The organism is Streptomyces sp. NPDC048290, from assembly GCF_040652095.1.
Lineage (GTDB): Bacteria > Actinomycetota > Actinomycetes > Streptomycetales > Streptomycetaceae > Streptomyces.
Genome location: NZ_JBEZLM010000002.1, coordinates 1 through 25,500 on the forward strand (window position 1 = coordinate 1; position 25,500 = coordinate 25,500).

Consider the following 25,500-nt stretch of genomic DNA (forward strand, 5'->3'; position numbering starts at 1 on the left):
CCCTAGTAGCTCCGCTACGAGGGCTTCCGCCCGGCACACCGAGAGCACGCACCGAACGCCGCTCCTTCTCCCACGGAGATCCATCAGACACCCCCCAGCCACCGGCGGCCACATCAGCCGCCCTGCCGCGCCCGCATCCACCGCTCCCGCACCCCGTAGGCGACCACACCCACCACCAGCACCCCCGCACCCACCAGCACGGACACCCCCGGCAGGGCGAACGCCAGGACCACACACCCCACGAGCCCCACCACCGGCACCACTCGCGCCCCCGGCGCCGGATCGAGCGTCCAGGCGGAGGCGTTGGCGACCGCGTAGTACGCGAGCACACCGAAGGAGGAGAACCCGATGGCACCCCGCACATCCACCGTCGCCGCCAGCACCGCGACCACCGCGCCGACCGCCAGCTCCGCCCGGTGCGGCGCCTGGAAACGGGGATGCACGGCGGCCAGCGCCCCGGGCAGATACCGGTCGCGGGCCATGGCCAGCGTGGTCCGGGAGACCCCCAGGATCAGTGCGAGCAGCGAGCCCAGCGCGGCCACGGCGGCGCCGACCCGCACCACGGGCGCCAGCCCCGGCATCCCGGCCGCCCGCACGGCGTCCGCGAGCGGCGCCCCCGCCCGGCCAAGACCGTCCGCGCCCAGCACGCTGAGCACGGCGACCGCCACACAGGCGTAGACGGCCAGCGCGATACCGAGAGCCAGCGGAATCGCCCGCGGAATGGTCCGAGCCGGGTCGCGCACCTCCTCACCGAGCGTGGCGATCCGCGCATACCCGGCGAAGGCGAAGAAGAGCAGCCCCGCGGCCTGGAGCACCCCACCGACCCCACCCGACGCCCCGATGTCCAGCCGCCCGGCGTCGGACGCGTCCGACCCCAGACAGACCACCACCACGAGAGCGAGGACAGCCAGCACGACCGCCACGATCACCCGGGTCAGCCACGCGGACTTCTGGACGCCGCCGTAGTTCACCGCGGTCAGCGCCACCACCGCCGCCACCGCCACCGCGTGCGCCTGCTCCGGCCACGCATAGGCGCCCACGGTGAGGGCCATCGCCGCACAGGAGGCTGTCTTGCCGACCACGAACGCCCACCCGGCGAGATACCCCCAGAAAGGACCGAGCCGTTCGCGACCGTACACATAGGTGCCGCCCGACCGTGGATACCGCGCGGCCAGCCGCGCCGACGAGGTGGCGTTGCAGTACGCGACGACGGCGGCGACCGCGAGCCCGAGAAGCAGCCCCGAACCGGCCGTCCGCGCGGCGGGCCCCAGCGCGGCGAAGATCCCGGCACCGATCATCGACCCCAGCCCGATGACGACGGCGTCACCGAGCCCGAGGGTGCGCCGCAACTCCGGACCGGAGGGCTGTGTCATGCGCCGCACCCTACTGATCGCCGCAACCACCACCCACCGGGCCGACGTCCTCCCCACCAACGCGACGCGAACGAACGACGACCCTCCACACGCCCCACCCCGCACCCCCTACTCACCGTTCACGACAGCAAGACCCACACACAGTGCGACGCACGGCCGGAGCACAGCCCGCAGGACGAACGTCACAGGGCGGGGACTGCACAAACACCGTGCGGAAGGGCAGGTTCACGCCATGGGCATCATCAGTTGGATCATTCTGGGACTGTTGGCCGGAGCCATCGCCAAATTCCTGCTGCCGGGCCGTGACCCTGGCGGCTTCATCGGGACGACCGTCATCGGCGTCGTGGGCGCGTTCCTCGGCGGCTGGATCTCGGCCCGCTTCCTGGACCACCCGATCAGCAAGGACTTCTACGACGGCGCCACCTGGCTCTCCGCGATAGGCGGCTCGCTGGTCCTGCTGATCATCTACCGCCTGCTGTTCGGCAACTCACGCAGCTGACACCGCCCGGCGACCAGCAGCCCAGCGAAACGGCAAACACCGGACCGGGGGACCGGCGGACCAGGAACAGGAAAGGGGCAGGGGCGGACCAGGAAAAAGGGCAGGCGCCACAGCGACACCCGCCCTCAACCTCCGCCCGCCCGCCCCGCAACGAACCACACAGCCCCGACCTGGCGGCCCACCCACATGGTGACCGGCCGCCCGACAGCCCGAGCCCGGCCATCGAAACGATTACCAGCGACGCGCAGCGATCACCGGTAGTTCACGAACTGCAACGCGAATTCGAAGTCCTTGCCCTTGAGCAGGGCGATGATGGCCTGGAGGTCGTCGCGGCTCTTGGAGGTGACACGCAGTTCGTCGCCCTGGACCTGGGCCTTCACACCCTTGGGACCCTCGTCACGGATGATCTTCGCGACCTTCTTGGCGTTCTCCTGGGAGATGCCTTCCTCGATCGACGCGAAGATCTTGTACTCCTTGCCCGAGAGCTGGGGCTCACCCGCGTCGAGCGCCTTCAGGGAGATACCGCGCTTGACCAGCTTGGACTGGAAGACGTCCAGGACGGCCTTCACCCGGTCCTCCGAGTTGGCCTCCATGAGGATCTTCTCGCCCGACCAAGCGATGGAGGCGCCGACGCCCTTGAAGTCGTAGCGCTGCGAGATCTCCTTGGCGGCCTGGTTGAGGGCGTTGTCGACCTCCTGCCGCTCGACCTTCGAGACGATGTCGAAACTGGAGTCGGCCATGTCCTGTGGCTCCTTGTATTCAGAGGGCGAAACGGGCGCGTCCCGACGTACCCGCGAACGGGCGCCGAGCCCGGCACGAGACCGGGTCCGCATCCGCACAAGCCTAGCCACCCACCAGGCACGAGGCGCCGATCAATCGGGTGGCGGAGCACCCCTCGGCATCGGGTATTGTTTACGACGTTGCCAGCAAGGACCGCCAAAAAGCGGTACGAGAGGCAGCAACCCCCCGGCGGTGTGCCCGAGCGGCCAAAGGGAGCAGACTGTAAATCTGCCGGCTCAGCCTTCCCAGGTTCGAATCCTGGCGCCGCCACACGGAACAAAGGGCCCGTGATCTGCGATCAACGCAGATCACGGGCCCTTTGCCATGTCCTCCAGACGGCCTCGCGGCAGGCATCCCCTCGTGTCGCCCAGCACGGCGCTGTCAGTGGTGGCGGGCAGACTGGGGGTATGTCGTCGCGTCGTAGAAAGTGCCCCGAGTGCCGTCGCGAGATCGCCGTCGTCGCCGGACGGTTCGCGCGGCACGACCCGCCCGGAGCACGGGAGAGCGGACGGCTCGTCTCGTGTCCGGGATCGCGCAGCCAGGCACAACTGGGGGCCGTGCAAGTGGGCTTGGACGGCTATGTGCTGCCGGAGTTCCCCGGACAGCTACCGCTGTTCTGAAGCCCGGGGAAAGGTCGGTCAGTTGCCCGCCACCGACTTGACCGCCACCGGCACCGGAGTCGAGCCGCCGGTCAGCTCCAGGGTCAGACCGGCCGTCGCCGGGGTCTCCAGAAGCTCCGCCAGGACGCTGGCCACATCGTCACGGGAGACCGAGCCGCGACCGGTGTGCGCCTCAAGCCGGACCAGGCCCGTGCCGGGGTCGTCCGTCAGGAGACCAGGGCGCAGGATCGTCCAGTCCAGCGCCTCCAGACCCTGCACATACACATCGGCCGCGCCCTTGGCGCGCAGATAGACACCGAAGACCTCGTCGCCCCGATAGTCGGCGTCCGCCCCGTACGACGACACCACCACGAAACGGCGGACGCCCGCGCGGACCGCCGCGTCGGCGAAGAGCACCGCCGCGCCCTTGTCCACCGTGTCCTTGCGGGCCGCCCCGCTGCCCGGACCGGCGCCCGCCGCGAAGACCGCCGCGTCCGCGCCCCGCAACTCGGCCGCGACCTCCTCGACCGACGCCGACTCCAGATCCACCAGCACCGGTTCGGCACCGGCTGCCCGCAGAGCCTCGCCCTGCTCGGCACGGCGGATGATGCCCGCCACCTCGTACCCGCGCGCGGCGAGCAGACGCTCCAGCCGCAGCGCGATCTGACCATGACCACCAGCAATCACAATGCGCATGTCTTCGACCGTACGCCCGGACGGCGGCGTGTGCCGCACGACTTCCGGGCGACCCCCGGCCACCGCCCGCGCGGCCCACCCCGGCGCACACCGCAGAGCGCCCCCTGCCGCTCGACGCGTCAGGAGCGCCCGCCTCACGACAACTCGCCCCGCCCCTGCCTCGGCAGCCCCAACTCCGCGGCCACCGCCGAGTTGCAGTACTCGCGCACCGCACTGGTCCGTGCCACCACGCGCCCCCGGTGCACCACGATCCGGCTGTACGCGAGCGAGAGCGCACCGGACAGCCGGTCGCCCCGGACCGCGAGCAGCTCCGCCGGAAAACCGGCCTCCACCCGGACCTCGGGCAGCCCCAGCGCCGCACGGGCGGCGGAGCTGACACAGTCGTAGGCGTCCTCGGGCCGCAGTCCCTCCCTGGAAGCCAGCAGATACGCGGCCTCCAGCGGGTCCCCGCGGCCGACCGGATTGGCCACGTCCCGCAGGGCGCCGCTGCCCACGGCCACCCGGACACCGGCGGCCCGCAGCAGCCGTACCGGAGCCGTCCCCGTACCCCGGCGTTCGACGCCGCCGCAGCCGCCCTGCGGGAGACAGACCACCGTCACACCGGCGGCGGCCAGCTGGTCGGCGGTACGGGAGGCCAGTTCGGAGGGGAGATCGCCAAGGCTGCCGCACGGGCCCAGGGTCACCCCCGGCCGCAGCCCCCCGGCCATCGCGGCCAGCCGGGACAGCCGCGCCGGATCGGCGGCGTCGGTGTGCAGATCGACCGGGACGCCGTGCTCGGAGGCCACCTCCAGGACCGTCTGCGCGTAACCCGTAGGGTCCGGGTCCAGGTCGGGGCAGCCGCCCACCACCGACGCCCCCATCTTCACCGCGTCCCGCAGCATCGCCAGCCCGTCGGCGCCGGCCAGGCCGGTCAGCACGCGGGGCACCGCCACCGTGGTCAGTTCGGCGAGCCCGCGCAGCGAACGCCGGGCCTGCAACACCGCCTCCAGCACGCTCAGCCCCTGTACATCGCCCACCCGCACATGCGCGCGCAGCGCGGTGGCACCGTGCCCGAGCTGGAGCAGCGCCGCCTCCGTGGCACGCCGCTGCACATCCCGGGGGTCGTACGAGACCGGCCCGTCCTCGTCGGCGGTGAGCGCGGTGTCGGCGTGCGCGTGCGGCTCGGCGGGCGCGGGCAGCAGCAGATAGCCGGACAGGTCCACCCGCGCGCCGGACCCCCGTCCGCCCCCCAGACTGCCCGCCGTCCCGACCGCCTCGATCCGGCCCCGGCCGAGCCGTACGTCCACCCGGCGGCCGTCCATCAGCCGTGCACCGCACAGAAGCAGCGTCGCCCCCGAGGCTCCCGGGGAATCCGAGGCCCCGGGGACAGCAGAAACACCGGAGGCATCGGAGGCACCGGAGACTCCCGAGCCACTGACGGCACCCGGCGCGCCCGACCCCGCTCCCGCAGAACCGGAACCCGAACCGGAACCCGAACCCGAACCGGCGGGAGGACCCGACGACGCCCCCGAGGAGGACCCTCTCGACGAGCCTGTGGACGAACCCGAGGCTGACGCCGGCCCGCCGGACGCGGAATCGGACGACGGGGGCGGCTGCGGCTGGCTGTCGGGCATCGCGCTCCAGGGACTCGGACTCGGCGCTCGGGCGGCGGCTGTGGTTGGGCGGCTGACGCGCGGCGTCGCTGGGGCCGCGGGTGCGTGAGACACGTGGCGCCGCCATCGGATGTGGCGCCGCGCATGATCACACAGAGTGAGTCGAGCCTAGGGTGGCGATCAGCGCCCCACGGGGAGGAGCGCAATAGTCGTACCGGTGTGGTTGGCCGGGCGGGAGCGGCCTTCGAGACGCCCGGGACAGGGCCGGAGCGGGGCCCTGACGGGGGCGGACGGGCCCGGCGAAACGGATTTGGGCGAACGGCTGCCGAGCGTGTAATGTCTTCATCGCTCGCCCCAATAGCTCAGTCGGCAGAGCGTCTCCATGGTAAGGAGAAGGTCAACGGTTCGATTCCGTTTTGGGGCTCTGGTGTGTGAGGTTCCCGTCGCGAGACGGGGCCCGACCGCATCACAGCGGTGTAGCTCAGTCGGTAGAGCAAGCGGCTCATAATCGCTGTGTCACCGGTTCAAGTCCGGTCACCGCTACTGACAGTAGCCGATTGCGGGGTCGGTCCTCCGATCGGCTACTCTTTCTTGCGTTAAATCATCCCATCCGTTCGTCAAGGAGCACTCACGTGGCTGCCACCGACGTCCGCCCGAAGATCACGCTGGCCTGCGTGGAGTGCAAGGAGCGGAACTACATCACCAAGAAGAACCGGCGTAACAACCCGGACCGACTGGAGATGAAGAAGCACTGCCCGCGTTGCAACGCGCACACCGCGCACCGCGAGACGCGATAATCCAGGCTCGTTCACGAGGCCGCCCCCACTCAGGGGGCGGCCTCGTGTCGTTTGACCGTACGACGACACCAGGAGGTCCGCAGCCATGGCGCTCGACCAGTCCTTCGTGGGGCGCAGCTACCCGCCCACCGACCCCTACGAGGTGGGCCGGGAGAAGATCCGTGAGTTCGCGGAAGCTGTGGGGGACACCAATCCGGCCTACACGGACCCGGAGGCGGCCAAGGCGCTCGGACACCCGGATGTGATCGCTCCGCCGACCTTTGTGTTCGCGATCACCTTCAAGGCCGCCGGACAGGTCATCGCGGACCCGCAACTGGGCCTGGACTACAGCCGTGTGGTGCACGGCGACCAGAAGTTCGCGTACGTACGCCCCGTCCGCGCGGGGGACCGGCTCACCGTGACCTCCACCATCGAGGCGATCAAGTCGATGGCGGGCAACGACATCCTGGACATCCGTGGCGAGGTCCATGACGAGGCCGGCGCACATGTGGTGACCGCCTACACCAAGCTCGTGGCCCGCGCGGCCGGGGAGGCGTGAGCACCATGACCGCGAAGATCGCGTACGCCGATGTCGAGATCGGCACGGAACTTCCCGCGCAGAGCTTCCCGGTGACGCGCGCCACGCTCGTCCAGTACGCGGGGGCCTCCGGGGACTTCAATCCGATCCACTGGAACGAGAGGTTCGCCAAGGAGGTCGGGCTGCCGGACGTCATCGCGCACGGCATGTTCACCATGGCCGAGGCGATCCGGGTGGTGACCGACTGGATCGGCGATCCGGCGGCGGTCGTCGAGTACGGGGTCCGCTTCACCAAGCCGGTCGTGGTCCCGAACGACGAGACCGGGGCCGTGATCGAGGTGTCCGGCAAGGTCGCCGCCAAGCTGGACGACAACACCGTACGGGTGGACCTGACGGCCACCAGCGGGGGGCAGAAGGTGCTGGGGATGTCTCGGGCGGTTGTTCGGTTGGCGTGAGCCGGAGAAGACGGGGGAAGAGGGGGAGCCGGGCTGGGGACGGGGACGGGGGCGGGGTGTGGGCGCCAGGGGAGTCCCCCGACAGCCCCCGCCCCAACCGCGCTCCACCCACCCAACTCCACCCACCCAACTCCACCCACCCAACTCCACCCACCCAACTCCACCCACCCAACTCCACCCACCCAACTCCACCCCCCTTTCCTCCCACTCTCACCCATCCCCTTGACCAAGTTAGTAATTGAGTACTAACTTACCCTCATGGTCAGGATGAGCGCCGAAGAGCGGCGGGAGAGCGTCATCCGCGCGGCGGCGCAGGAATTCGCCCGGGGTGGCTACTACGGCACCTCCACCGAGGCGATCGCCAAGCAGGTGGGCGTGTCGCAGCCGTATCTCTTCCGGCTCTTCCCGGGGAAGAAGGCCATCTTCCTGGCGACCGTCCAGTGGTGCATGAACGATCTCATCCGGGTTTTCGAAGAGGCGTCCGACGGGCTGCACGGTGAAGAGGCGCTGCGTGCCATGGGGGACGCCTACATCCGGATAGTCACCGAGGACCCCGAGCGGTTGCTCATGCAGATGCAGATGTATGTCACCGTCGCCGCGGCCGAGCAGGCCGGTGATCATGAGTTGGGGGAGGCGGTGCGGGCCGGCTGGATGCGGCTCTGGGACACCGTGCATCGTCCGCTCGGGGGCGACGCCGGTGAGACGACGAATTTCATGGCGTACGGCATGCTCATCAACTCGCTGGTCGCCATGGGGTTTCCGCCCGGTCACCGGGTCTGGGAGGGGTGTTATCCGGCTGCGCGGCCGGAAGGCGGGGCGGCGGGGGAGTAGCGGGCACCCGTGTTCTGGCTCCTGGTGTTCTCACGTCCATCGAAGGTAGTTAGCGATTACTAATTTTTTGCCCAGTCAAATTAGTAATCGATCACTAGGTTTTCTCTGGGTTTTCGCCAGGTCTTCTTGATCCATCCGTCATTCCATTGGGGGAGCGATGTCACAGAACCACTCGCGAGGGACGCAAGGGAAACAGGGGACGCAAGGGGACGGCGTGCCAGGTGTGCGGCGGGGGAGCGTGGTGTGGGCGCTGGCGCTCACCAGCGTCGCCGGGTTCATGGCCGCCCTGGACAACCTCGTCGTCACCACCGCGCTGCCCTCCATCCGGGAGGACCTGGGTGGGGCGCTGCACGACCTGGAGTGGACGGTCAGCGCCTACACGCTCACCTTCGCCGTGCTGCTGATGTTCGGCGCGGCGCTGGGGGACCGGTTCGGGCGGCGGCGGATGTTCATCGGCGGGCTCGCCGTCTTCACCGCCGCCTCCGCCGCAGCGGCGCTCGCACCGGACATCGACGCGCTGATCGCCGCCCGCGCGGTGCAGGGCGTGGGCGCGGCCGTCATGATGCCGCTGACGCTGACCCTGCTCACGGCCGCCGTCCCGGCCGACAGGCGCGGCATGGCATACGGGATATGGGGGGCCGTGAACGGGCTCGCGGTGGCCTCCGGGCCGCTCATCGGCGGGACGCTCACCGAACACGTGTCCTGGCAGTGGATCTTCTGGCTGAACGTTCCGCTGGGCGTCGCGCTGCTGCCGCTGGCCCGGCTGCGGCTCTCCGAGTCCTACGGCACCGGCGCCCCGCTCGACATCCGCGGCACCCTCCTCGCCAGCGGCGGGCTCTTCGGGATCGTGTTCGGGCTGGTGCGCGGGCCCGTCGACGGCTGGACCGGTACGACCGTGCTGGCCGGGCTGATCGGCGGTGGCGCGCTGCTCGCCGGGTTCGTGCTGCACGGCAGCCGCGCGGCCCAGCCGATGCTGCCCATGCGGCTGTTCCGGTCCCGCGCCTTCGCCGGGATCAACGCGGCGAGCATGCTGATGTTCCTCGGTATGTTCGGGTCGATCTTCCTGCTCAGCCAGTACATGCAGGGCGTGCTCGGCTACTCGCCCACCGAGGCGGGGCTCAGGATGCTGCCCTGGACCGGAATGCCCATGCTGGTCGCGCCGATCGCCGGAATCCTCTCCGACCGGATCGGCGGGCGTCCCGTCGTCGCCGCCGGGCTCTTCCTCCAGGCCGCCGGGCTCGGCTATCTCGCGACCGTCGTCACGGCGGACGCCTCCTACGCCAGTCAGCTGCCCGGACTGATCCTCAGCGGCATCGGCATGTCCCTGTTCTTCGCGCCCGCCTCCGCCCTCGTCATGGCCAGCGTCACGGTCAAGGAGCAGGGCATCGCCTCCGGCGCCAACAACGCGCTGCGCGAGGTCGGCGGAGCCCTCGGTATCGCCGTCATGTCCTCGATCTTCGCGGCCCAGGGCGGCTACGAGACCGCGCGGACCTTCGTCGACGGGCTCCAGCCCGCCCTGGTCGTCGGCGCGGCGATGGTCGCCGTCGCGGGTGCGGCGGCCCTGGCGATCCCCGCGCGGCGGCGGAACGCCGGACATGTGCGGGACGCCGCCGAAGCGGGCACCGCGCGGGCGCCGGGCGGCGAACCGCTCGCCGAGGCCGCGTCCAGGACCTGAGCGCCGCCCCCGGCCCCTGCACCTCCCCCGACCCTGACAGGAGTACGCCATGCCGACCCTTCCCTGGAGCACCCCGAACACCCCGTCTCCCGGGGCCGAGGTGCACGTCTTCGCCTCCCGCTTCGAGACCCGCACCCTGGGGGGCGCCCTGGTCTTCCTCGCCCGGACGCCGGGCGTGTGGCGGCAGGTGCTGCGCGCGCCCGGCGCCCACGGGGCCACCCTCAAGGCCGAGGTCTTCAAACGGACCTTCTGGACGCTGTCCGCGTGGGAATCGGCCGAAGCCCTCAAGGAGTTCGCCCGGTCCGGCACCCACGCGCCGACCTCCCGGAAGCTGGCACCCCGGATGCGGGACGCCGCCTACGCCAGCTGGACCACCTCCGCCGACCAGTTGCCGGTCGACTGGGACGAGGCCCGGCGGCGGCTGGCCTCGGCACAGCGGTAGGGGTCGGCGGACGGGCGGGATTGTCAGTGCCGTCTCGTAGTCTTGGGCGCGTGCAGGAAATCCTTGACGCCCCGCTCGCCTCGCTGACCACCTTCCGGCTGGGCGGCCCCGCGACCCGGCTGATCACCGCGACGACCGACGCCGAGGTGATCGACGCCGTGCGCGCGGCCGACGCGTCCGGTACGCCACTGCTGCTGATCGGCGGCGGCTCCAACCTGATCGTGTCCGACAAGGGTTTCGACGGCACGGCCCTGCGCATCGCCACCCACGGCTTCGAACTGTCCGGTACGGAGCTGGAGCTGGCCGCCGGAGAGGTGTGGACCGACGCCGTCGCCCGTGTGGTGGACGCCGGGCTCGCCGGGATCGAGTGCCTGGCCGGCATCCCCGGCTCGGCGGGCGCGACCCCGATCCAGAACGTGGGGGCGTACGGCCAGGAGGTCTCCACCACCCTCACCGAGGTACTCGCCTACGACCGCCGCGCGGGCGCCACCGTCACGCTCACCGCCGCCGAGTGCGCCTTCTCCTACCGGCACAGCCGGTTCAAGGACGACCCCGAGCGCTATGTCGTCCTGCGCGTCCGGTTCCGGCTGGAGGACGCGGGCGGGCTGTCCGCGCCGCTGAGATACGCCGAGACCGCCCGCGCGCTGGGCGTCGAGGCCGGGGAGCGCGTCCCGCTGACCGAGGCGCGCGAGACCGTGCTGAAGCTGCGCGCCGGGAAGGGCATGGTCCTGGACGCCGAGGACCATGACACCTGGTCGGCCGGGTCCTTCTTCACCAACCCGATCCTCACCGAGGCCGACTTCGCCGTCTTCACCGCGCGCGTGCGGGAGCGGCTCGGCGAGGGCGCGGAGCCCCCCGCCTATCCGGCCGGGACGGGCCACACCAAGACCTCCGCGGCCTGGCTGATCGACAAGGCGGGCTTCACCAAGGGCTACGGCAGCGGCCCCGCCCGGATCTCCACCAAGCACACCCTCGCCCTCACCAACCGCGGCGAGGCCACCACCGACGATCTGCTCGCCCTCGCCCGCGAAGTGGTCGCCGGAGTCCAGGACGCCTTCGGCATCACGCTGATCAACGAGCCGGTGACGGTGGGCGTGACCCTCTAGCGGCCCGGCGCCCGGCCCGAACCATCGCCGCGCCCGACCCGACCCTCGCCGTGCCCGCCCCGATCGCGCCCGACCCGATCCGGCCAGCCCGATCACACCGCCGCACCCCGATCCCGGCCGACGCGATCCCGCCCCGCCCCGACCCCGCCCCCTAATACGCCACCCCCACCCCCCGCCCCACCGTCGCCCCGTCCCGCACCGCCGCCAGCATCGCGTGCGCCACGTCCGCGCGGCCGATGAAGCGTCCCTTGCGTGGGAAGCCGCCGATCACCCTGCGGTACACCCCGGTCAGCGGCTTGTCCTGGAGACGCGGTGGGCGGACGACCGTCCAGTCCGTGGCGCTGCGGGCCAGCTCCGCCTCGGTCTCCCGCAGATCGGCGTAGATGTCCTTGAAGACGAGGGAGACGGCCCCGAGCATCAGCCGGTCCAGCGCTCCCTCGCCCTCGGCCGGAGGACCGACCGGGGCCGCGCTGACCACGACCAACCGCCGGACATGCTCGGCCTCCATCGCCTCCAGCACCGTACGGGTCAGCCGGGCCGTCACCCCCGCGTCCTTCCGGCTGCGCGCGCCGAGCCCGGACAGCACGGCGTCCCGTCCGGCGACCGCCGCCCGCACCGCCTGGGGATCGCCGAGGTCCGCCCGGTACACCTCCAGTCCCGCGCCCGTCACCGCCAGCCGGGCGGGGTCCCGTACGACTGCGGTGACCTGGTGCCCGGCGTCCAGGGCCTGGCGGACGATCTCCCGGCCGACACCGCCGGTCGCGCCGAAGACGGTGAGCTTCATGGTGTGCCTCCCGCGATGTCGTCCGCCGTAAGGAACGCCGTCCGCCGTCCATCCGGTAGGTGGAGATCACCCACGCACACGGGCGTCGTCAGCTACCCGTCAGTTGCCTGGCAGCCCCTTCATCGGCCCCCTCATCAGCCCCATCCTTGGCCCCTTCATCAATCCCCCGTACCTCACACAGCCGACGTCAGCCACTCGTCCACCCCCGCCAGCAGCCGCTGCTTCTCCGCCTCCGGTGCCGCCGACGCCCGCAGCGACTGCCGGGCCAGTTCCGCCAGCTCCGCGTCCGAGAACCCGTGGTACTCACGGGCCACCGTGTACTGCGCGGCCAGCCGGGAGCCGAACAGCAGCGGGTCGTCCGCGCCCAGCGCCATAGGGACACCCGCGTCGAACAGCTTGCGCAGCGGGACGTCCTCCGGCTTCTCGTACACCCCGAGTGCCACATTGGACGTCGGGCACACCTCGCAGGTGATCTGCCGGTCCGCCAGCCGCTTCAGCAGCCGCGCGTCCTCCGCCGCCCGCACCCCGTGCCCCACCCGGTCCGCGTGCAGATCGTCCAGACAGTCCCGGACCGACGCTGGACCGGTCAGCTCCCCGCCGTGCGGCGCCGACAGCAGCCCGCCCTCGCGCGCGATGTGGAAGGCCCGGTCGAAGTCGCGGGCCATGCCCCGGCGCTCGTCGTTGGAGAGCCCGAACCCGACCACCCCCCGGTCCGCGTAGCGCACCGCCAGCCGGGCCAGGGTGCGCGCGTCCAGCGGATGCTTCATCCGGTTCGCCGCGACCAGCACCCGCATCCCGAGCCCGGTCTCCCGGCTCGCCGAGTCCACCGCGTCCAGGATGATCTCCAGCGCCGGGATCAGCCCACCCAGCCGGGGCGCGTACGACGTCGGGTCCACCTGGATCTCCAGCCAGCCCGAGCCGTCCTTGACGTCCTCCTCGGCGGCCTCCCGCACCAGCCGCCGGATGTCCTCCGGCTCCCGCAGACACGACCGCGCGGCGTCGTACAGCCGCTGGAAGCGGAACCAGCCGCGCTCGTCCGTGGCCCGCAGCTTCGGCGGCTCGCCGCTGACCAGGGACTCGGTCAGCGCGTCGGGCAGCCGTACCCCGTACTTGTCGGCCAGCTCCAGCAGGGTCGTCTGGCGCATCGAGCCGGTGAAGTGCAGGTGCAGATGGGCCTTAGGAAGAGCGGAGACATCACGTACACGTTCCATCCGAAGATCCTGCCGTACCCTCCGCGCGTGTCGGTAGCACTTTCCCCGTTCGTGGCCTTGCTCGCACGGACACCGTACGAACACACGCCCCCGGCACCACGAAGCGGCACCACGAAGCGGGCAACACAAAGGGGCACCCTCGATCTCTCCAGGGTGCCCCTCGGGCGCGGAACGCGCGCGGTCGACCTCAGTCGCGCGCCTCCGCCAGCAGCTTCTGCATCCGGCTGACGCCCTCGACCAGATCCTCGTCACCGAGCGCGTACGACAGCCGCACATAGCCCGGGGTGCCGAACGCCTCGCCCGGGACGACCGCGACCTCGGCCTCCTCCAGGATCAGCGCGGCCAGCTCCACGCTGCTCTGCGGGCGCTTGCCGCGGATCTCCTTGCCGATCAGCGCCTTCACCGACGGGTACACATAGAACGCGCCCTCCGGCTCCGGGCAGACCACGCCGTCGATCTCGTTCAGCATCCGCACGATGGTCCGGCGGCGCCGGTCGAACGCCTCGCGCATCTTCGCCACGGCGGTCAGATCACCGGAGACGGCGGCCAGCGCGGCGGCCTGGGAGACATTGGCGACATTGGACGTGGCGTGCGACTGGAGGTTCGCCGCGGCCTTGACGACATCCTTCGGGCCGATGATCCACCCGACCCGCCAGCCGGTCATGGCGTACGTCTTGGCCACGCCGTTGACGACGATGCACTTGTCGCGCAGCTCCGGCAGCAGCGCGGGCAGCGAGGTCGTGACCGCGTCGCCGTACACCAGGTGCTCGTAGATCTCGTCGGTCAGCACCCACAGCCCGTGCTCCAGGGCCCAGCGGCCGATGGCCTCGGTGTCCTCACGGGAGTAGACCGCACCGGTCGGGTTGGAGGGCGAGACGAACAGAACGACCTTGGTCCTCTCCGTACGGGCCGCCTCCAGCTGCTCGACGCTGACCCGGTAGCCGGTCGTCTCGTCGGCGACGACCTCGACCGGGACACCGCCCGCCAGCCGGATCGACTCGGGGTACGTCGTCCAGTACGGGGCCGGGACGATCACCTCGTCGCCCGGGTCGAGGATCGCGGCGAACGCCTCGTAGATCGCCTGCTTGCCGCCGTTGGTGACGAGGATCTGGGCGACCTCGGGCTCATAGCCGGAGTCGCGGAGCGTCTTGGCGGCGATGGCCGCCTTCAGCTCGGGCAGACCCCCGGCCGGGGTGTAGCGGTGGTACTTCGGGTTCTTGCACGCCTCGATGGCGGCCTCGACGATGTAGTCCGGCGTCGGGAAGTCGGGCTCGCCCGCGCCGAAGCCGATGACCGGGCGCCCGGCGGCCTTGAGGGCCTTGGCCTTGGCGTCCACGGCGAGGGTGGCGGACTCGGAGATCGCCCCGACGCGGGCGGAGACCCGGCGCTCGGTGGGAGGGGTTGCAGCGCTCATGGGGCCCATGGTTCCAGACCCGAAACGCGCCCGGCACGCGGGTTTCATCTACTGAACAGTGCCGGGGGGACTCCAGAACATCCTTCCGGAACCGCCGCGTGGCCTGGTGATCTTCCGGTGATCTGCACCCGAACCCGTACGGACAGCGCTCCGACGGGCGCATTCTGTTCGACGCCCGGCCCCGGAGCACGTACACTCACACCTCGTTGGCCTTCAGCGAGCCCGCACTCACCCGGTGCACACCGAGCACCCGGGCGGATGCGGTACGTTGGGGGGCACGCGAAGGGTCGTAGCTCAATTGGTAGAGCACTGGTCTCCAAAACCAGCGGTTGGGGGTTCGAGTCCCTCCGGCCCTGCTCCACACTCCACCAGGATGTGTGCGCAGGTACTACAGCATTGCACCGCCGTGCGGCTCGGACCGGGCGCGGCACGGCCAACCCGGGACCAGGTGAGGATGAAGTGACGGACGCCGTGGGCTCCATCGACACGCCTGATGCCCAGGATGAGACGCCGGAGTCGAAGAAGAAGACTCGCAAGGGCGGCAAGCGCGCGAAGAAGGGTCCGCTGAAGCGGCTCGCGCTGTTCTACCGCCAGGTCGTCGCCGAACTCCGCAAGGTCGTCTGGCCGACGCGCAATCAGCTGACCACGTACACGACCGTGGTGATCGTCTTCGTCGTCATCATGATCGGCCTTGTGACCGTGATTGACTATGGGCTCGACAACGCCGCGAAGTACGTCTTCGGCTGAGCCTAGAGCGAAGGGCGCCCTGACCGGCGCCCCTTTCGCGTGTTCCACCCCTATGTATCCAGGAAGAAGCCGCCACCGTGTCTGACGCCAACCTGAACGAGTCCCACGAGTCCCACGAGCCGTACGAGTCCGTGGACGACGAGGTCGAGATCGTTGAGGGCGCGGACGAGGAGCTGGACGAGGCCGAGGCCGCCGACGCCGCAGCGGGCGAGCCCGCCGAGGAGGCCGCCGTCCACGCCGAGGACGAGGCCGACGTCGAGGACGCCGAAGAGACCGACGCCGCCGAGGATGAGGCCGCTGAGGACGAGGCCGCCGAGGATGAGGCCGAGGAGCCCGGCGAGCCCGAGCCCCCGCTCGACCCGGTGACCGCGCTCCGCGAGGAACTGCGGGTGCTGCCCGGCGAGTGGTACGTGATCCACACCTACGCGGGCTACGAGAACCGGGTGAAGACCAACCTCGAGCAGCGTGCCGTCTCGCTGAACGTCGAGGACTACATCTTCCAGGCCGAGGTGCCGCAGGAAGAGGTCGTCCAGATCAAGAACGGCGACCGCAAGACCATCAAGCAGAACAAGCTCCCCGGCTACGTCCTGGTCCGCATGGACCTGACGAACGAGTCCTGGGGCGTCGTCCGCAACACCCCCGGTGTCACCGGCTTCGTGGGCAACGCCTACGACCCGTACCCGCTGACCCTGGACGAGATCGTCAAGATGCTCGCCCCGGAGGCCGAGGAGAAGGCCGCCCGTGAGGCCGCCGAGGCCGAGGGCAAGCCGGTCCCGCAGCGCAAGGTCGAGGTCCAGGTGCTGGACTTCGAGGTCGGCGACTCGGTCACCGTCACCGATGGCCCGTTCGCCACCCTCCAGGCCACGATCAACGAGATCAACGCCGACTCCAAGAAGGTCAAGGGCCTGGTGGAGATCTTCGGCCGGGAGACCCCGGTCGAGCTGTCCTTCGACCAGATCCAGAAGAACTGATCCAGAAGGACTGATCCAGAAGAACTGAGGCAGCCCCTCGGCTCGCGCCCCTTCGGGGGTGCCCACTGGACTTCCGTGTCAGGTCAGGTGCCTCCCGGCCCCTGACCTGCTCGGTTTTTAGCCGCGCATCCATACCCGTTATCGTTGTGCGGTATGCCTGCGTCCGGGTGGTCCTCGGATACAGGCAGGACCCGAACTGAAAGGACCCGGAGAGCAATGCCTCCCAAGAAGAAGAAGGTCACGGGGCTGATCAAGCTCCAGATCCAGGCCGGTGCCGCCAACCCGGCCCCGCCGGTCGGCCCCGCGCTGGGTCAGCACGGCGTCAACATCATGGAGTTCTGCAAGGCGTACAACGCCGCGACCGAGTCGCAGCGCGGGTGGGTCATCCCGGTGGAGATCACGGTCTACGAGGACCGTTCCTTCACCTTCATCACCAAGACGCCGCCGGCCGCCAAGATGATCCTCAAGGCCGCGGGTGTGGACAAGGGCTCCGGCGAGCCGCACAAGACCAAGGTCGCGAAGATCACGCGTGACCAGGTCCGTGAGATCGCCACCACCAAGATGCCCGACCTCAACGCCAACGACCTGGACGCCGCCGAGAAGATCATCGCCGGCACCGCCCGTTCCATGGGCATCACGGTCGAGGGCTGATCCCACCCACCAGCAGAAGTGGTGGGGCCTGCTCGGCCCGTACCACGACTCCTAAGCAAACCCAGGAGCAGTAGTGAGCAAGCGCAGCAAGTCTCTCCGCGCTGCGGACGCCAAGATCGACCGGGAGAAGCTGTACGCCCCGCTCGAAGCCGTGCGTCTCGCCAAGGAGACCTCCACGACCAAGTTCGACGGCACCGTCGAGGTCGCCTTCCGTCTGGGTGTCGACCCGCGCAAGGCCGACCAGATGGTCCGTGGCACCGTGAACCTCCCGCACGGCACCGGCAAGACCGCCCGGGTCCTGGTCTTCGCGACCGGTGACCGTGCCGAGGCCGCGCGTGCCGCGGGCGCCGACATCGTCGGCGCCGACGAACTGATCGACGAGGTGTCGAAGGGGCGGCTGGACTTCGACGCCGTCGTCGCCACCCCGGACCTCATGGGCAAGGTCGGCCGCCTCGGCCGTGTCCTCGGCCCCCGTGGTCTGATGCCGAACCCCAAGACCGGCACCGTCACCCCGGATGTCGTGAAGGCCGTCAACGACATCAAGGGCGGCAAGATCGAGTTCCGCGTCGACAAGCACTCCAACCTGCACTTCATCATCGGCAAGGTGTCCTTCGACGACTCCAAGCTGGTGGAGAACTACGGCGCCGCGCTGGAGGAGATCCTCCGTCTGAAGCCGTCCGCCGCCAAGGGTCGCTACATCAAGAAGGCCGCCATCACCACCACGATGGGCCCCGGCGTTCCGGTCGACCCCAACCGCATCCGCAACCTCCTCACCGAGGAGGACCCGGCCGCCGTCTGATCCGACGGAGACCGTGCATCTCGCAGTGCCCGACGGGCCCCGCAGCCATCCCGGCGCGGGGCCCGTCCCGCGTTCCCGGCCCGGCTCCCCGTCGCCCTCCCCGTCCACGTTCCGGCCCGTACGCCGCTGGCCTGAGTTAACGTGCGTCGACAGGGCCGATACGGGGGGTGCGGATGCAGCGGATCGTGGCCGGGGCCATGGCGGCCCTGATCGGCCTCTCCGGTCTCGGCTGTCTGTCCGGCTGTACGGCCGACGCGACGCCCGCGCCCGCCCCCAGCGAACGCCCCTCCGGGTCCGCGTCCCGTCCGCCCGCCGACCGGGCCGCGCTGCGGGCCGCCGCCACCGCCACGGCGAACGCCCGTTCGGTGCGGGTGGAGGCCGCCACGACCGTCGGCAGCGCCCTCGACCTGACCTCGAAGGGCACCCTGTCCTGGGCCGACGGGCTCACCGGCACCCTGACCATCACCTACACCGGCGGCACCCTCGCCGACACCATGCGGGAGCTGGGCACCACCTCCATGGAGGCCCGCTATCTGCCCGACGCCTACTACGCGCGGATGGGCGACACGTTCGCCGCGAAGGTCGGCGGCAGGCACTGGGTGCGTTATCCCTGGGGCGAGCTGGGCCGGCTGGGCGGGGACTCCGGGGCGTACGTCAGCGAACAGCTGCGCGGGGCCGCGCCGGACCGGTCGGTGGACTTTCTGCTCGCCGCGGACGAGGTGAGCGAGCTGGGGCCCGAGCGGGTGCGCGGCGCCCGGACCGTCCGCTACTCGGCCACCTCCCATGTCGCCGACCTCGACGACCCGGAGCTGCGCGCCCGGCTGGAGCGGGCCGGGGTCACCGTGCAGACCGTCGACATCTGGGTGGACCAGCGGGACCTGGTGGTCAAGAAGGTGGAGAAGGGCCGGGCGGCCTCGGGCGCGCTGACCCAGACCGCCTACTACGACGGCTACGGCACCAAGGTCGCCGTCCGGCCGCCGCCCGCCGCGGACACCCAGGACTTCCAGGAGCTGCTGGCGTCACAGGGCGCCGGGACCGGCCCCTGAGACCGCCGGGGACCCTGAGGGCGCCCGGCAATTCCCGGGCCGCTGTCAGTGGCCTGGGATAGGCTCACGAGCCGGATCACTGTGTACCGGCCATGCAAACGCCATGGACGGCCGACACCGTTCTTTGATCCTTTCTATTTCGTTTCCGTTTCGCTCTTTGATCATTTCCAGTGCTTCCGTGGGGGGAATCATGGGACTTTCCGTACGTACGCGTGGCCGGGCCGCCGGTGTGGGGCTGGTGGCGCTGGCGCTCGCCGGTGGTGTGGCCGGCTGTGGCACCGAGAAGACGGTGGACGTCGACCCGGCCGCCGCGGTCGCCAAGGCGGCGAAGAACGCCGAGGACATCACGTCCCTCAGCTACCGGATGAAGGGCGAGGTCCCCGGCGAGGGGGAGGTCGAGGGCTCCGCCGCCATGAGCATGGACCCGGTGGCCCTGAGCATGAAGATGGAGGTCGCCCCGGGCGGTGTCTCCCTGCCGGAGGGCGGCGAGGTCGAGATCCGCCTCGTCGACAAGGCGATGTTCATCAACGGCGGGGAAGAGGCCGCCAAGGAGATGGACGGCAAGTCCTGGATCAAGTTCGACCTGGCCGCCCTCGGCGCCGGTGACGAGCTGAGCGAGCTGGGCGGCGCGTCCCAGGCCGACAAGAACCCGGCGAGCGAGGCCGGCTTCATGGCGGGCGCCGAGAACGTCGAGGAGGTCGGCACCGAGACCGTCGACGGTGTCGAGACCACCCACTACCGGGGCGACATCACCCTCGCCGACCTGCGCGAATCCTTCAAGGACGAGAACAAGGCGACCCGCGAGGCCCGCGAGAAGAGCCTGGAGCAGTACGAGGACATGGGCATCGACAAGATGACCATGGACATGTGGGTCGACGGCGACGAGCGCACCAAGCAGTTCCAGCTCCGCGGCGACGCCGAGCAGGGCCCGCTGGACGTGACGATCACCTTCTTCGACGTCAACAAGCCCGTCGAGGTCAAGGTCCCGCCGGCCGCCGAGACCATGGACCTGGCCGAGATGATGAACGACCTCCAGGCCGGCTGACCTGCCCGGACGCGTCCCGCCGAGGGCCGCGCACCGATCCCCGTACGAGCGGATTTGCCCGGCGGGGATCGGGTCACGTACTCTCCTTCAGAAGCCAAAGACCGCTGGTTGTTGCCGTGCGCTCGAATGAGAGTGCGGTGGCCGAAGGACCGCTGAACTGCGGGCGACCCGCGCAGGTGACTGTGGAAGAACTCCCGGAGTGCCTACATCCCGTATGTACGCCCGGTCGAGTCCGCCCCGTGCGCCTGCGCCCGGGGCGTTTGTTTTTCCCGTCCTCCTTCGGGTCCGCGCGGTCCGAATCACCCGGAAGGAGGCCGAGGCTCTATGGCGACGCCCGACAAGGCTGCCGCAGTAGCAGAGTTGACCGAGCAGTTCCGCAGCTCCAACGCTGCCGTGCTGACCGAGTACCGCGGTCTCACCGTGGCGCAGCTCAAGACGCTGCGCCGATCGCTCGGTGAGAACGCCCAGTACGCCGTGGTGAAGAACACGCTGACCAAGATTGCGGCCAACGAGGCCGGGATCACGACGCTGGACGACCTGTTCAACGGTCCGACGGCAGTCGCCTTCGTCACCGGTGACCCGGTGGAGTCGGCGAAGGGTCTGCGCGACTTCGCCAAGGACAACCCGAATCTCGTCATCAAGGGCGGTGTCCTTGACGGCAAGGCGCTCTCCGCCGACGAGATCAAGAAGCTCGCGGACCTCGAGTCCCGCGAGGTTCTGCTCGCCAAGCTGGCGGGCGCGCTGAAGGGCAAGCAGACCCAGGCTGCACAGCTCTTCCAGGCGCTCCCGACGAAGCTCGTCCGCACCGTGGACGCGCTCCGTGCCCAGCAGGCCGAGCAGGGCGGTGCCGAGTAATTCGGCTCGCGTCATGATCGCGGCCTGAGGCGCTGAGCCGCAGGTCACGGTCGTAGCGGGCCGAACGTACGCCCGCCAGTCATGTACATCCGGCACCCGCCGATTGAGTGGAAGGAAGCCATCATGGCTCTCACCCAGGAAGAACTGCTCGCCGAGTTCGAGACGATGACCCTGATCCAGCTCTCCGAGTTCGTGAAGGCGTTCGAGGAGAAGTTCGACGTCACGGCCGCCGCCGCTGCCGTCGCCGTCGCCGCCCCGGCCGGTGGTGGCGCCGCCGCCGAGGCCGTCGAGGAGCAGGACGAGTTCGACGTCGTCCTCACCGGTGCCGGCGAGAAGAAGATCCAGGTCATCAAGGTCGTGCGTGAGCTGACCTCGCTGGGCCTGAAGGAGGCCAAGGACCTGGTCGACGGCGCGCCGAAGGCCGTCCTGGAGAAGGTCGCCAAGGACGCCGCGGCGAAGGCCAAGGAGTCCCTTGAGGCCGCCGGTGCCTCCGTCGAGGTCAAGTAGGACCCAGCAGGACCCAGAGCCCGTGCGGGGCGGCCCGAGAGGGCTGTAACGCGGGGGCCGCCGAGAGCGATCATCCATCCGGGTGGTCGCTCTTCGGCTTTCCCGGAGGTCCGACCACGGCTGCCTTGCCCCCCGGTGAACGAGGGGTATGGTGATCTTCGTCGTGTCCTGTGACGGCCCGTGTTCGGGTCGGGGGGCCTTGACGAACCGCACGCAGCGCGCAATTCTCAGGACGCGTCGTCACAAGCATCCGAAAATCCGAGGCATGGATCGGCGACGAAGAGGGCAGTATCAACGTGCGTTGAGGGTGTCGCCTTGTCGCAGGGGTTGAGTACAACGAGGGCAATGAGGGTTCCGCGAAACCCGGACTGGACATCAGTGTGCCAAGTGGCTACACTGACCCTTTGCGCTGCCTGTTAGCTGTCCCCTGCCCGTCACCAGGGGCATGCCCTCGCTGGAGCACCGACGACCGGACCGTCCCTGACCTGGCCTTTTGGCTGAATCCAGGGAACCTGTCGCTGTGTATCGGTGAGGGGCCGGTACGCGCGTAGTGAGTCCGAGCCCTCGGAAGGACCCCCTCTTGGCCGCCTCGCGCAACGCCTCGACCGCGAATACGAACAACGGCGCCAGCACCGCCCCGCTGCGCATTTCCTTTGCAAAGATCAAGGAGCCTCTTGAGGTTCCGAACCTGCTTGCGCTCCAGACCGAGAGCTTTGACTGGCTGCTCGGCAACACCGCCTGGCAGAGTCGGGTCGAGGAGGCTCTGGAGAACGGTCGGGACGTCCCCACCAAGTCCGGTCTGGAGGAGATCTTCGAGGAGATCTCCCCGATCGAGGACTTCTCCGGGTCGATGTCCCTGACCTTCCGGGACCACCGCTTCGAGCCGCCGAAGAACTCCATCGACGAGTGCAAGGAGCGTGACTTCACCTACGCCGCTCCGCTCTTCGTCACCGCCGAGTTCACCAACAACGAGACCGGTGAGATCAAGTCCCAGACCGTCTTCATGGGCGACTTCCCGCTCATGACGAACAAGGGCACCTTCGTCATCAACGGCACCGAGCGTGTCGTGGTCTCGCAGCTGGTCCGCTCGCCCGGTGTCTACTTCGACTCCTCCATCGACAAGACCTCCGACAAGGACATCTTCTCCTCCAAGATCATCCCGTCCCGGGGTGCCTGGCTGGAGATGGAGATCGACAAGCGCGACATGGTCGGTGTGCGCATCGACCGCAAGCGCAAGCAGTCCGTCACCGTCCTGCTCAAGGCGCTCGGCTGGACCACCGAGCAGATCCTCGAGGAGTTCGGCGAGTACGAGTCGATGCGCGCCACCCTGGAGAAGGACCACACCCAGGGCCAGGACGACGCGCTGCTCGACATCTACCGCAAGCTCCGTCCGGGCGAGCCCCCCACGCGTGAGGCCGCGCAGACGCTGCTGGAGAACCTGTACTTCAACCCCAAGCGCTACGACCTCGCCAAGGTCGGCCGCTACAAGGTCAACAAGAAGCTGGGCACCGACACCGGCCTCGACGCCGGTGTGCTGACCGTCGACGACATCCTCGCCACGATCAAGTACCTGGTGCGCCTGCACGCCGGTGAGACCGAGACGGTCGGCGACTCCGGCCGCTCGATCATCGTCGAGACCGACGACATCGACCACTTCGGCAACCGCCGTATCCGTAACGTCGGCGAGCTGATCCAGAACCAGGTCCGTACGGGTCTGGCGCGTATGGAGCGGGTCGTGCGTGAGCGCATGACCACCCAGGACGTCGAGGCGATCACCCCGCAGACGCTGATCAACATCCGGCCGGTCGTCGCCTCCATCAAGGAGTTCTTCGGCACCAGCCAGCTGTCCCAGTTCATGGACCAGAACAACCCGCTGTCGGGGCTGACGCACAAGCGTCGTCTGAACGCCCTCGGCCCGGGTGGTCTCTCCCGTGAGCGGGCCGGCTTCGAGGTCCGTGACGTGCACCCCTCGCACTACGGCCGGATGTGTCCGATCGAGACGCCCGAAGGCCCGAACATCGGTCTGATCGGTTCGCTCGCCTCGTACGGCCGGATCAACCCGTTCGGCTTCATCGAGACGCCGTACCGCAAGGTCGTCGAGGGCCGGGTCAGCGACGAGGTCGACTACCTGACCGCCGACGAAGAGGACCGCTTCGTCATCGCCCAGGCCAACGCGCCGCTCACCGACGACTCCGAGTTCGCCGAGAACCGCGTGCTGGTCCGCCGCCGCGGCGGCGAGGTCGACTACGTCGCCGGCGGCGAGGTCGACTACATGGACGTCTCGCCGCGCCAGATGGTGTCGGTCGCGACCGCCATGATCCCCTTCCTGGAGCACGACGACGCCAACCGTGCCCTCATGGGCGCGAACATGATGCGTCAGGCCGTGCCCCTGATCCGCTCCGAGTCCCCGCTCGTCGGCACCGGCATGGAGTACCGCTCCGCCGTCGACGCCGGTGACGTGGTCAAGGCGGAGAAGGCCGGTGTGGTCCAGGAGGTCTCCGCCGACTACATCACCACCGCCAACGACGACGGCACCTACATCACCTACCGGCTGGCCAAGTTCGCCCGCTCCAACCAGGGCACCTCGGTCAACCAGAAGGTCATCGTCAACGAGGGCGACCGGATCATCGAGGGCCAGGTCCTGGCCGACGGTCCGGCCACCCAGAACGGCGAGATGGCGCTCGGCAAGAACCTGCTGGTCGCGTTCATGCCGTGGGAGGGCCACAACTACGAGGACGCGATCATCCTGTCGCAGCGCCTCGTCCAGGACGACGTCCTCTCCTCGATCCACATCGAGGAGCACGAGGTCGACGCCCGGGACACCAAGCTCGGCCCCGAGGAGATCACCCGGGACATCCCGAACGTCTCCGAGGAGGTCCTCGCCGACCTCGACGAGCGCGGCATCATCCGTATCGGCGCCGAGGTCGTCGCCGGTGACATCCTGGTCGGCAAGGTCACGCCCAAGGGCGAGACCGAGCTGACGCCGGAGGAGCGCCTGCTGCGCGCGATCTTCGGTGAGAAGGCCCGTGAGGTCCGTGACACCTCGCTGAAGGTCCCGCACGGCGAGATCGGCAAGATCATCGGCGTCCGGGTCTTCGACCGCGAGGAGGGCGACGAGCTGCCCCCCGGTGTGAACCAGCTGGTGCGTGTGTACGTGGCGCAGAAGCGGAAGATCACCGACGGTGACAAGCTGGCCGGCCGGCACGGCAACAAGGGCGTCATCTCCAAGATCCTGCCGATCGAGGACATGCCGTTCCTGGAGGACGGCACCCCGGTCGACATCATCCTCAACCCGCTCGGCGTCCCGTCCCGGATGAACCCGGGCCAGGTCCTGGAGATCCACCTCGGCTGGCTCGCCAGCCGCGGCTGGGACGTCTCCGGACTCGCCGACGAGTGGGCCCAGCGGCTCCAGACCATCGGCGCCGACCAGGTCGTCCCCGGCACCAACGTCGCCACCCCGGTGTTCGACGGCGCCCGGGAGGACGAGCTGGCGGGTCTGCTCCAGCACACCATCCCGAACCGCGACGGCGACCGCATGGTCCTCCCGTCCGGCAAGGCGCGGCTGTTCGACGGCCGCAGCGGTGAGCCGTTCCCGGAGCCGATCTCGGTCGGCTACATGTACATCCTCAAGCTCCACCACCTGGTCGACGACAAGCTGCACGCCCGGTCGACCGGTCCGTACTCGATGATCACCCAGCAGCCGCTGGGTGGTAAGGCCCAGTTCGGTGGCCAGCGGTTCGGCGAGATGGAGGTGTGGGCGCTGGAGGCGTACGGCGCCGCTTACGCCCTCCAGGAGCTGCTGACCATCAAGTCCGACGACGTCACCGGCCGCGTGAAGGTCTACGAGGCCATCGTCAAGGGCGAGAACATCCCCGAGCCCGGCATCCCCGAGTCCTTCAAGGTGCTCATCAAGGAGATGCAGTCCCTGTGCCTCAACGTGGAGGTGCTGTCCTCGGACGGTATGTCCATCGAGATGCGCGACACCGACGAGGACGTCTTCCGCGCGGCGGAAGAGCTCGGCATCGACCTGTCCCGGCGCGAGCCGAGCAGCGTCGAAGAGGTCTGACGGGAGTCCGGCGGGAGTCTCGACCCGAGGCCCCCGCCGACC

At 69.6% G+C, this 25,500-nt stretch carries 24 protein-coding genes, 4 tRNA genes and 1 pseudogene; 22 read left to right on the top strand and 7 right to left on the bottom strand.

Annotated elements, in window-relative coordinates; genetic code table 11:
• Positions 1-113: 113 nt before the first annotated feature.
• Entirely contained in the window at positions 114-1,373 is a 1,260-nt protein-coding gene (locus tag AB0D49_RS02235) for an APC family permease (protein ID WP_362749346.1), read from the bottom strand.
• A 232-nt stretch (positions 1,374-1,605) separates the two neighbouring features.
• Between AB0D49_RS02235 and AB0D49_RS02240 the strand changes: the two genes are divergently transcribed.
• Positions 1,606-1,872 (top strand): GlsB/YeaQ/YmgE family stress response membrane protein, encoded by a 267-nt coding sequence (locus tag AB0D49_RS02240; RefSeq protein ID WP_362749349.1) that lies wholly within the window; start codon positions 1,606-1,608, stop codon positions 1,870-1,872.
• Between the two features lie 251 nt (positions 1,873-2,123).
• Here AB0D49_RS02240 and AB0D49_RS02245 read toward each other — a convergent pair whose 3' ends face one another.
• The gene (locus AB0D49_RS02245) at positions 2,124-2,612 is read right to left on the bottom strand and encodes a YajQ family cyclic di-GMP-binding protein (RefSeq protein ID WP_362749352.1); all 489 of its coding nucleotides are present in this window, start codon (positions 2,610-2,612) and stop codon (positions 2,124-2,126) included.
• Between the two features lie 228 nt (positions 2,613-2,840).
• On the opposite strand from AB0D49_RS02245, the gene AB0D49_RS02250 reads away from it, so the two are divergent.
• Together AB0D49_RS02250 and AB0D49_RS02255 are read left to right on the top strand one after the other, a co-directional pair.
• A tRNA-Tyr gene (locus AB0D49_RS02250) sits at positions 2,841-2,922 on the top strand.
• Positions 2,923-3,059: 137 nt separating this feature from the next.
• Positions 3,060-3,272, top strand: coding sequence for a hypothetical protein (locus AB0D49_RS02255; protein ID WP_362749355.1), 213 nt, complete (start codon positions 3,060-3,062; stop codon positions 3,270-3,272).
• Between the two features lie 18 nt (positions 3,273-3,290).
• On the opposite strand, the gene AB0D49_RS02260 is transcribed toward AB0D49_RS02255, so the two are convergent.
• Together AB0D49_RS02260 and AB0D49_RS02265 are read right to left on the bottom strand one after the other, a co-directional pair.
• Entirely contained in the window at positions 3,291-3,947 is a 657-nt protein-coding gene (locus tag AB0D49_RS02260; protein ID WP_362749358.1) for an SDR family oxidoreductase, read from the bottom strand.
• 134 nt (positions 3,948-4,081) lie between these two features.
• A pseudogene (locus AB0D49_RS02265) lies at positions 4,082-5,278 on the bottom strand (amidohydrolase family protein); the annotation flags it as partial.
• Between the two features lie 612 nt (positions 5,279-5,890).
• Between AB0D49_RS02265 and AB0D49_RS02270 the strand changes: the two are divergent.
• The 9 genes from AB0D49_RS02270 (at position 5,891) to AB0D49_RS02310 (ending at position 11,362) form a co-directional block, all read left to right on the top strand.
• Positions 5,891-5,963, top strand: a tRNA-Thr gene (locus AB0D49_RS02270).
• Positions 5,964-6,009: 46 nt separating this feature from the next.
• A tRNA-Met gene (locus tag AB0D49_RS02275) sits at positions 6,010-6,082 on the top strand.
• Positions 6,083-6,171: 89 nt separating this feature from the next.
• Positions 6,172-6,336, top strand: a complete 165-nt coding sequence (gene rpmG, locus AB0D49_RS02280; protein WP_003948671.1) for a 50S ribosomal protein L33 — start codon at positions 6,172-6,174, stop codon at positions 6,334-6,336.
• A gap of 85 nt (positions 6,337-6,421) precedes the next feature.
• The gene (locus AB0D49_RS02285) at positions 6,422-6,874 is read left to right on the top strand and encodes a MaoC family dehydratase N-terminal domain-containing protein (protein WP_362749361.1); all 453 of its coding nucleotides are present in this window, start codon (positions 6,422-6,424) and stop codon (positions 6,872-6,874) included.
• Positions 6,875-6,879: 5 nt separating this feature from the next.
• On the top strand, positions 6,880-7,308 hold the full coding sequence (locus AB0D49_RS02290; protein ID WP_362749364.1) for a MaoC family dehydratase: 429 nt from the start codon (positions 6,880-6,882) through the stop codon (positions 7,306-7,308).
• Positions 7,309-7,566: 258 nt separating this feature from the next.
• The gene (locus AB0D49_RS02295) at positions 7,567-8,139 is read left to right on the top strand and encodes a TetR/AcrR family transcriptional regulator (protein WP_362749367.1); all 573 of its coding nucleotides are present in this window, start codon (positions 7,567-7,569) and stop codon (positions 8,137-8,139) included.
• Between the two features lie 223 nt (positions 8,140-8,362).
• Positions 8,363-9,814 (top strand): MFS transporter, encoded by a 1,452-nt coding sequence (locus AB0D49_RS02300; protein ID WP_362750705.1) that lies wholly within the window; start codon positions 8,363-8,365, stop codon positions 9,812-9,814.
• 49 nt (positions 9,815-9,863) lie between these two features.
• Complete coding sequence (locus AB0D49_RS02305; RefSeq protein ID WP_362749370.1) at positions 9,864-10,256, top strand: DUF3291 domain-containing protein; 393 nt, start codon at positions 9,864-9,866, stop codon at positions 10,254-10,256.
• A gap of 50 nt (positions 10,257-10,306) precedes the next feature.
• Positions 10,307-11,362 carry a UDP-N-acetylmuramate dehydrogenase gene (locus AB0D49_RS02310; RefSeq protein WP_362749373.1) on the top strand — a complete coding sequence of 352 codons (1,056 nt, stop codon included), beginning with the start codon at positions 10,307-10,309 and terminating at the stop codon, positions 11,360-11,362.
• A gap of 151 nt (positions 11,363-11,513) precedes the next feature.
• On the opposite strand, the gene AB0D49_RS02315 is transcribed toward AB0D49_RS02310, so the two are convergent.
• The 3 genes from AB0D49_RS02315 to AB0D49_RS02325 all read right to left on the bottom strand — a co-directional run bounded on the left by AB0D49_RS02315 (position 11,514) and on the right by AB0D49_RS02325 (position 14,771).
• On the bottom strand, positions 11,514-12,146 hold the full coding sequence (locus AB0D49_RS02315; protein WP_362749376.1) for an NAD(P)H-binding protein: 633 nt from the start codon (positions 12,144-12,146) through the stop codon (positions 11,514-11,516).
• 173 nt (positions 12,147-12,319) lie between these two features.
• Complete coding sequence (locus AB0D49_RS02320) at positions 12,320-13,357, bottom strand: adenosine deaminase (RefSeq protein ID WP_362749379.1); 1,038 nt, start codon at positions 13,355-13,357, stop codon at positions 12,320-12,322.
• A gap of 187 nt (positions 13,358-13,544) precedes the next feature.
• Positions 13,545-14,771 carry a pyridoxal phosphate-dependent aminotransferase gene (locus AB0D49_RS02325; RefSeq protein WP_362749382.1) on the bottom strand — a complete coding sequence of 409 codons (1,227 nt, stop codon included), beginning with the start codon at positions 14,769-14,771 and terminating at the stop codon, positions 13,545-13,547.
• Between the two features lie 283 nt (positions 14,772-15,054).
• On the opposite strand from AB0D49_RS02325, the gene AB0D49_RS02330 reads away from it, so the two are divergent.
• The 10 genes from AB0D49_RS02330 to rpoB all read left to right on the top strand — a co-directional run bounded on the left by AB0D49_RS02330 (position 15,055) and on the right by rpoB (position 25,458).
• Positions 15,055-15,127: transfer RNA gene (locus AB0D49_RS02330), tRNA-Trp, on the top strand.
• A gap of 103 nt (positions 15,128-15,230) precedes the next feature.
• Entirely contained in the window at positions 15,231-15,518 is a 288-nt protein-coding gene (gene secE, locus AB0D49_RS02335; protein WP_362749385.1) for a preprotein translocase subunit SecE, read from the top strand.
• Between the two features lie 77 nt (positions 15,519-15,595).
• Entirely contained in the window at positions 15,596-16,489 is an 894-nt protein-coding gene (gene nusG / locus AB0D49_RS02340; RefSeq protein WP_362749388.1) for a transcription termination/antitermination protein NusG, read from the top strand.
• A gap of 216 nt (positions 16,490-16,705) precedes the next feature.
• A complete protein-coding gene (gene rplK / locus AB0D49_RS02345) occupies positions 16,706-17,140 on the top strand; it encodes a 50S ribosomal protein L11 (RefSeq protein WP_355741559.1) in 435 nt (144 codons plus the stop codon).
• Positions 17,141-17,213: 73 nt separating this feature from the next.
• Positions 17,214-17,939 (top strand): 50S ribosomal protein L1, encoded by a 726-nt coding sequence (gene rplA / locus AB0D49_RS02350; RefSeq protein WP_362749392.1) that lies wholly within the window; start codon positions 17,214-17,216, stop codon positions 17,937-17,939.
• Between the two features lie 173 nt (positions 17,940-18,112).
• A complete protein-coding gene (locus AB0D49_RS02355; RefSeq protein ID WP_362749395.1) occupies positions 18,113-18,985 on the top strand; it encodes a hypothetical protein in 873 nt (290 codons plus the stop codon).
• A gap of 190 nt (positions 18,986-19,175) precedes the next feature.
• A complete protein-coding gene (locus AB0D49_RS02360) occupies positions 19,176-20,030 on the top strand; it encodes a DUF1396 domain-containing protein (protein WP_362749398.1) in 855 nt (284 codons plus the stop codon).
• 324 nt (positions 20,031-20,354) lie between these two features.
• A complete protein-coding gene (rplJ, locus tag AB0D49_RS02365) occupies positions 20,355-20,885 on the top strand; it encodes a 50S ribosomal protein L10 (protein ID WP_362749401.1) in 531 nt (176 codons plus the stop codon).
• Between the two features lie 120 nt (positions 20,886-21,005).
• Positions 21,006-21,392, top strand: a complete 387-nt coding sequence (gene rplL / locus AB0D49_RS02370; protein ID WP_362750708.1) for a 50S ribosomal protein L7/L12 — start codon at positions 21,006-21,008, stop codon at positions 21,390-21,392.
• A gap of 580 nt (positions 21,393-21,972) precedes the next feature.
• Positions 21,973-25,458: a DNA-directed RNA polymerase subunit beta gene (gene rpoB / locus AB0D49_RS02375; RefSeq protein ID WP_362749404.1), complete on the top strand. Its 3,486-nt coding sequence runs from the start codon at positions 21,973-21,975 to the stop codon at positions 25,456-25,458.
• Positions 25,459-25,500: the final 42 nt, after the last annotated feature.

What these genes read in the sequence shown, in the direction of transcription:
- AB0D49_RS02235 (WP_362749346.1), bottom strand. Translation starts at nt 1,373, where the DNA reads ATGACACAGCCCTCCGGTCCGGAGTTGCGGCGCACCCTCGGGCTCGGT.
- AB0D49_RS02240 (WP_362749349.1), top strand. Translation starts at nt 1,606, where the DNA reads ATGGGCATCATCAGTTGGATCATTCTGGGACTGTTGGCCGGAGCCATC.
- AB0D49_RS02245 (WP_362749352.1), bottom strand. Translation starts at nt 2,612, where the DNA reads ATGGCCGACTCCAGTTTCGACATCGTCTCGAAGGTCGAGCGGCAGGAG.
- AB0D49_RS02255 (WP_362749355.1), top strand. Translation starts at nt 3,060, where the DNA reads ATGTCGTCGCGTCGTAGAAAGTGCCCCGAGTGCCGTCGCGAGATCGCC.
- AB0D49_RS02260 (WP_362749358.1), bottom strand. Translation starts at nt 3,947, where the DNA reads ATGCGCATTGTGATTGCTGGTGGTCATGGTCAGATCGCGCTGCGGCTG.
- AB0D49_RS02285 (WP_362749361.1), top strand. Translation starts at nt 6,422, where the DNA reads ATGGCGCTCGACCAGTCCTTCGTGGGGCGCAGCTACCCGCCCACCGAC.
- AB0D49_RS02290 (WP_362749364.1), top strand. Translation starts at nt 6,880, where the DNA reads ATGACCGCGAAGATCGCGTACGCCGATGTCGAGATCGGCACGGAACTT.
- AB0D49_RS02295 (WP_362749367.1), top strand. Translation starts at nt 7,567, where the DNA reads ATGGTCAGGATGAGCGCCGAAGAGCGGCGGGAGAGCGTCATCCGCGCG.
- AB0D49_RS02305 (WP_362749370.1), top strand. Translation starts at nt 9,864, where the DNA reads ATGCCGACCCTTCCCTGGAGCACCCCGAACACCCCGTCTCCCGGGGCC.
- AB0D49_RS02315 (WP_362749376.1), bottom strand. Translation starts at nt 12,146, where the DNA reads ATGAAGCTCACCGTCTTCGGCGCGACCGGCGGTGTCGGCCGGGAGATC.
- AB0D49_RS02320 (WP_362749379.1), bottom strand. Translation starts at nt 13,357, where the DNA reads ATGGAACGTGTACGTGATGTCTCCGCTCTTCCTAAGGCCCATCTGCAC.
- AB0D49_RS02325 (WP_362749382.1), bottom strand. Translation starts at nt 14,771, where the DNA reads ATGAGCGCTGCAACCCCTCCCACCGAGCGCCGGGTCTCCGCCCGCGTC.
- rplK (WP_355741559.1), top strand. Translation starts at nt 16,706, where the DNA reads ATGCCTCCCAAGAAGAAGAAGGTCACGGGGCTGATCAAGCTCCAGATC.
- AB0D49_RS02355 (WP_362749395.1), top strand. Translation starts at nt 18,113, where the DNA reads ATGCAGCGGATCGTGGCCGGGGCCATGGCGGCCCTGATCGGCCTCTCC.
- AB0D49_RS02360 (WP_362749398.1), top strand. Translation starts at nt 19,176, where the DNA reads ATGGGACTTTCCGTACGTACGCGTGGCCGGGCCGCCGGTGTGGGGCTG.
- rplJ (WP_362749401.1), top strand. Translation starts at nt 20,355, where the DNA reads ATGGCGACGCCCGACAAGGCTGCCGCAGTAGCAGAGTTGACCGAGCAG.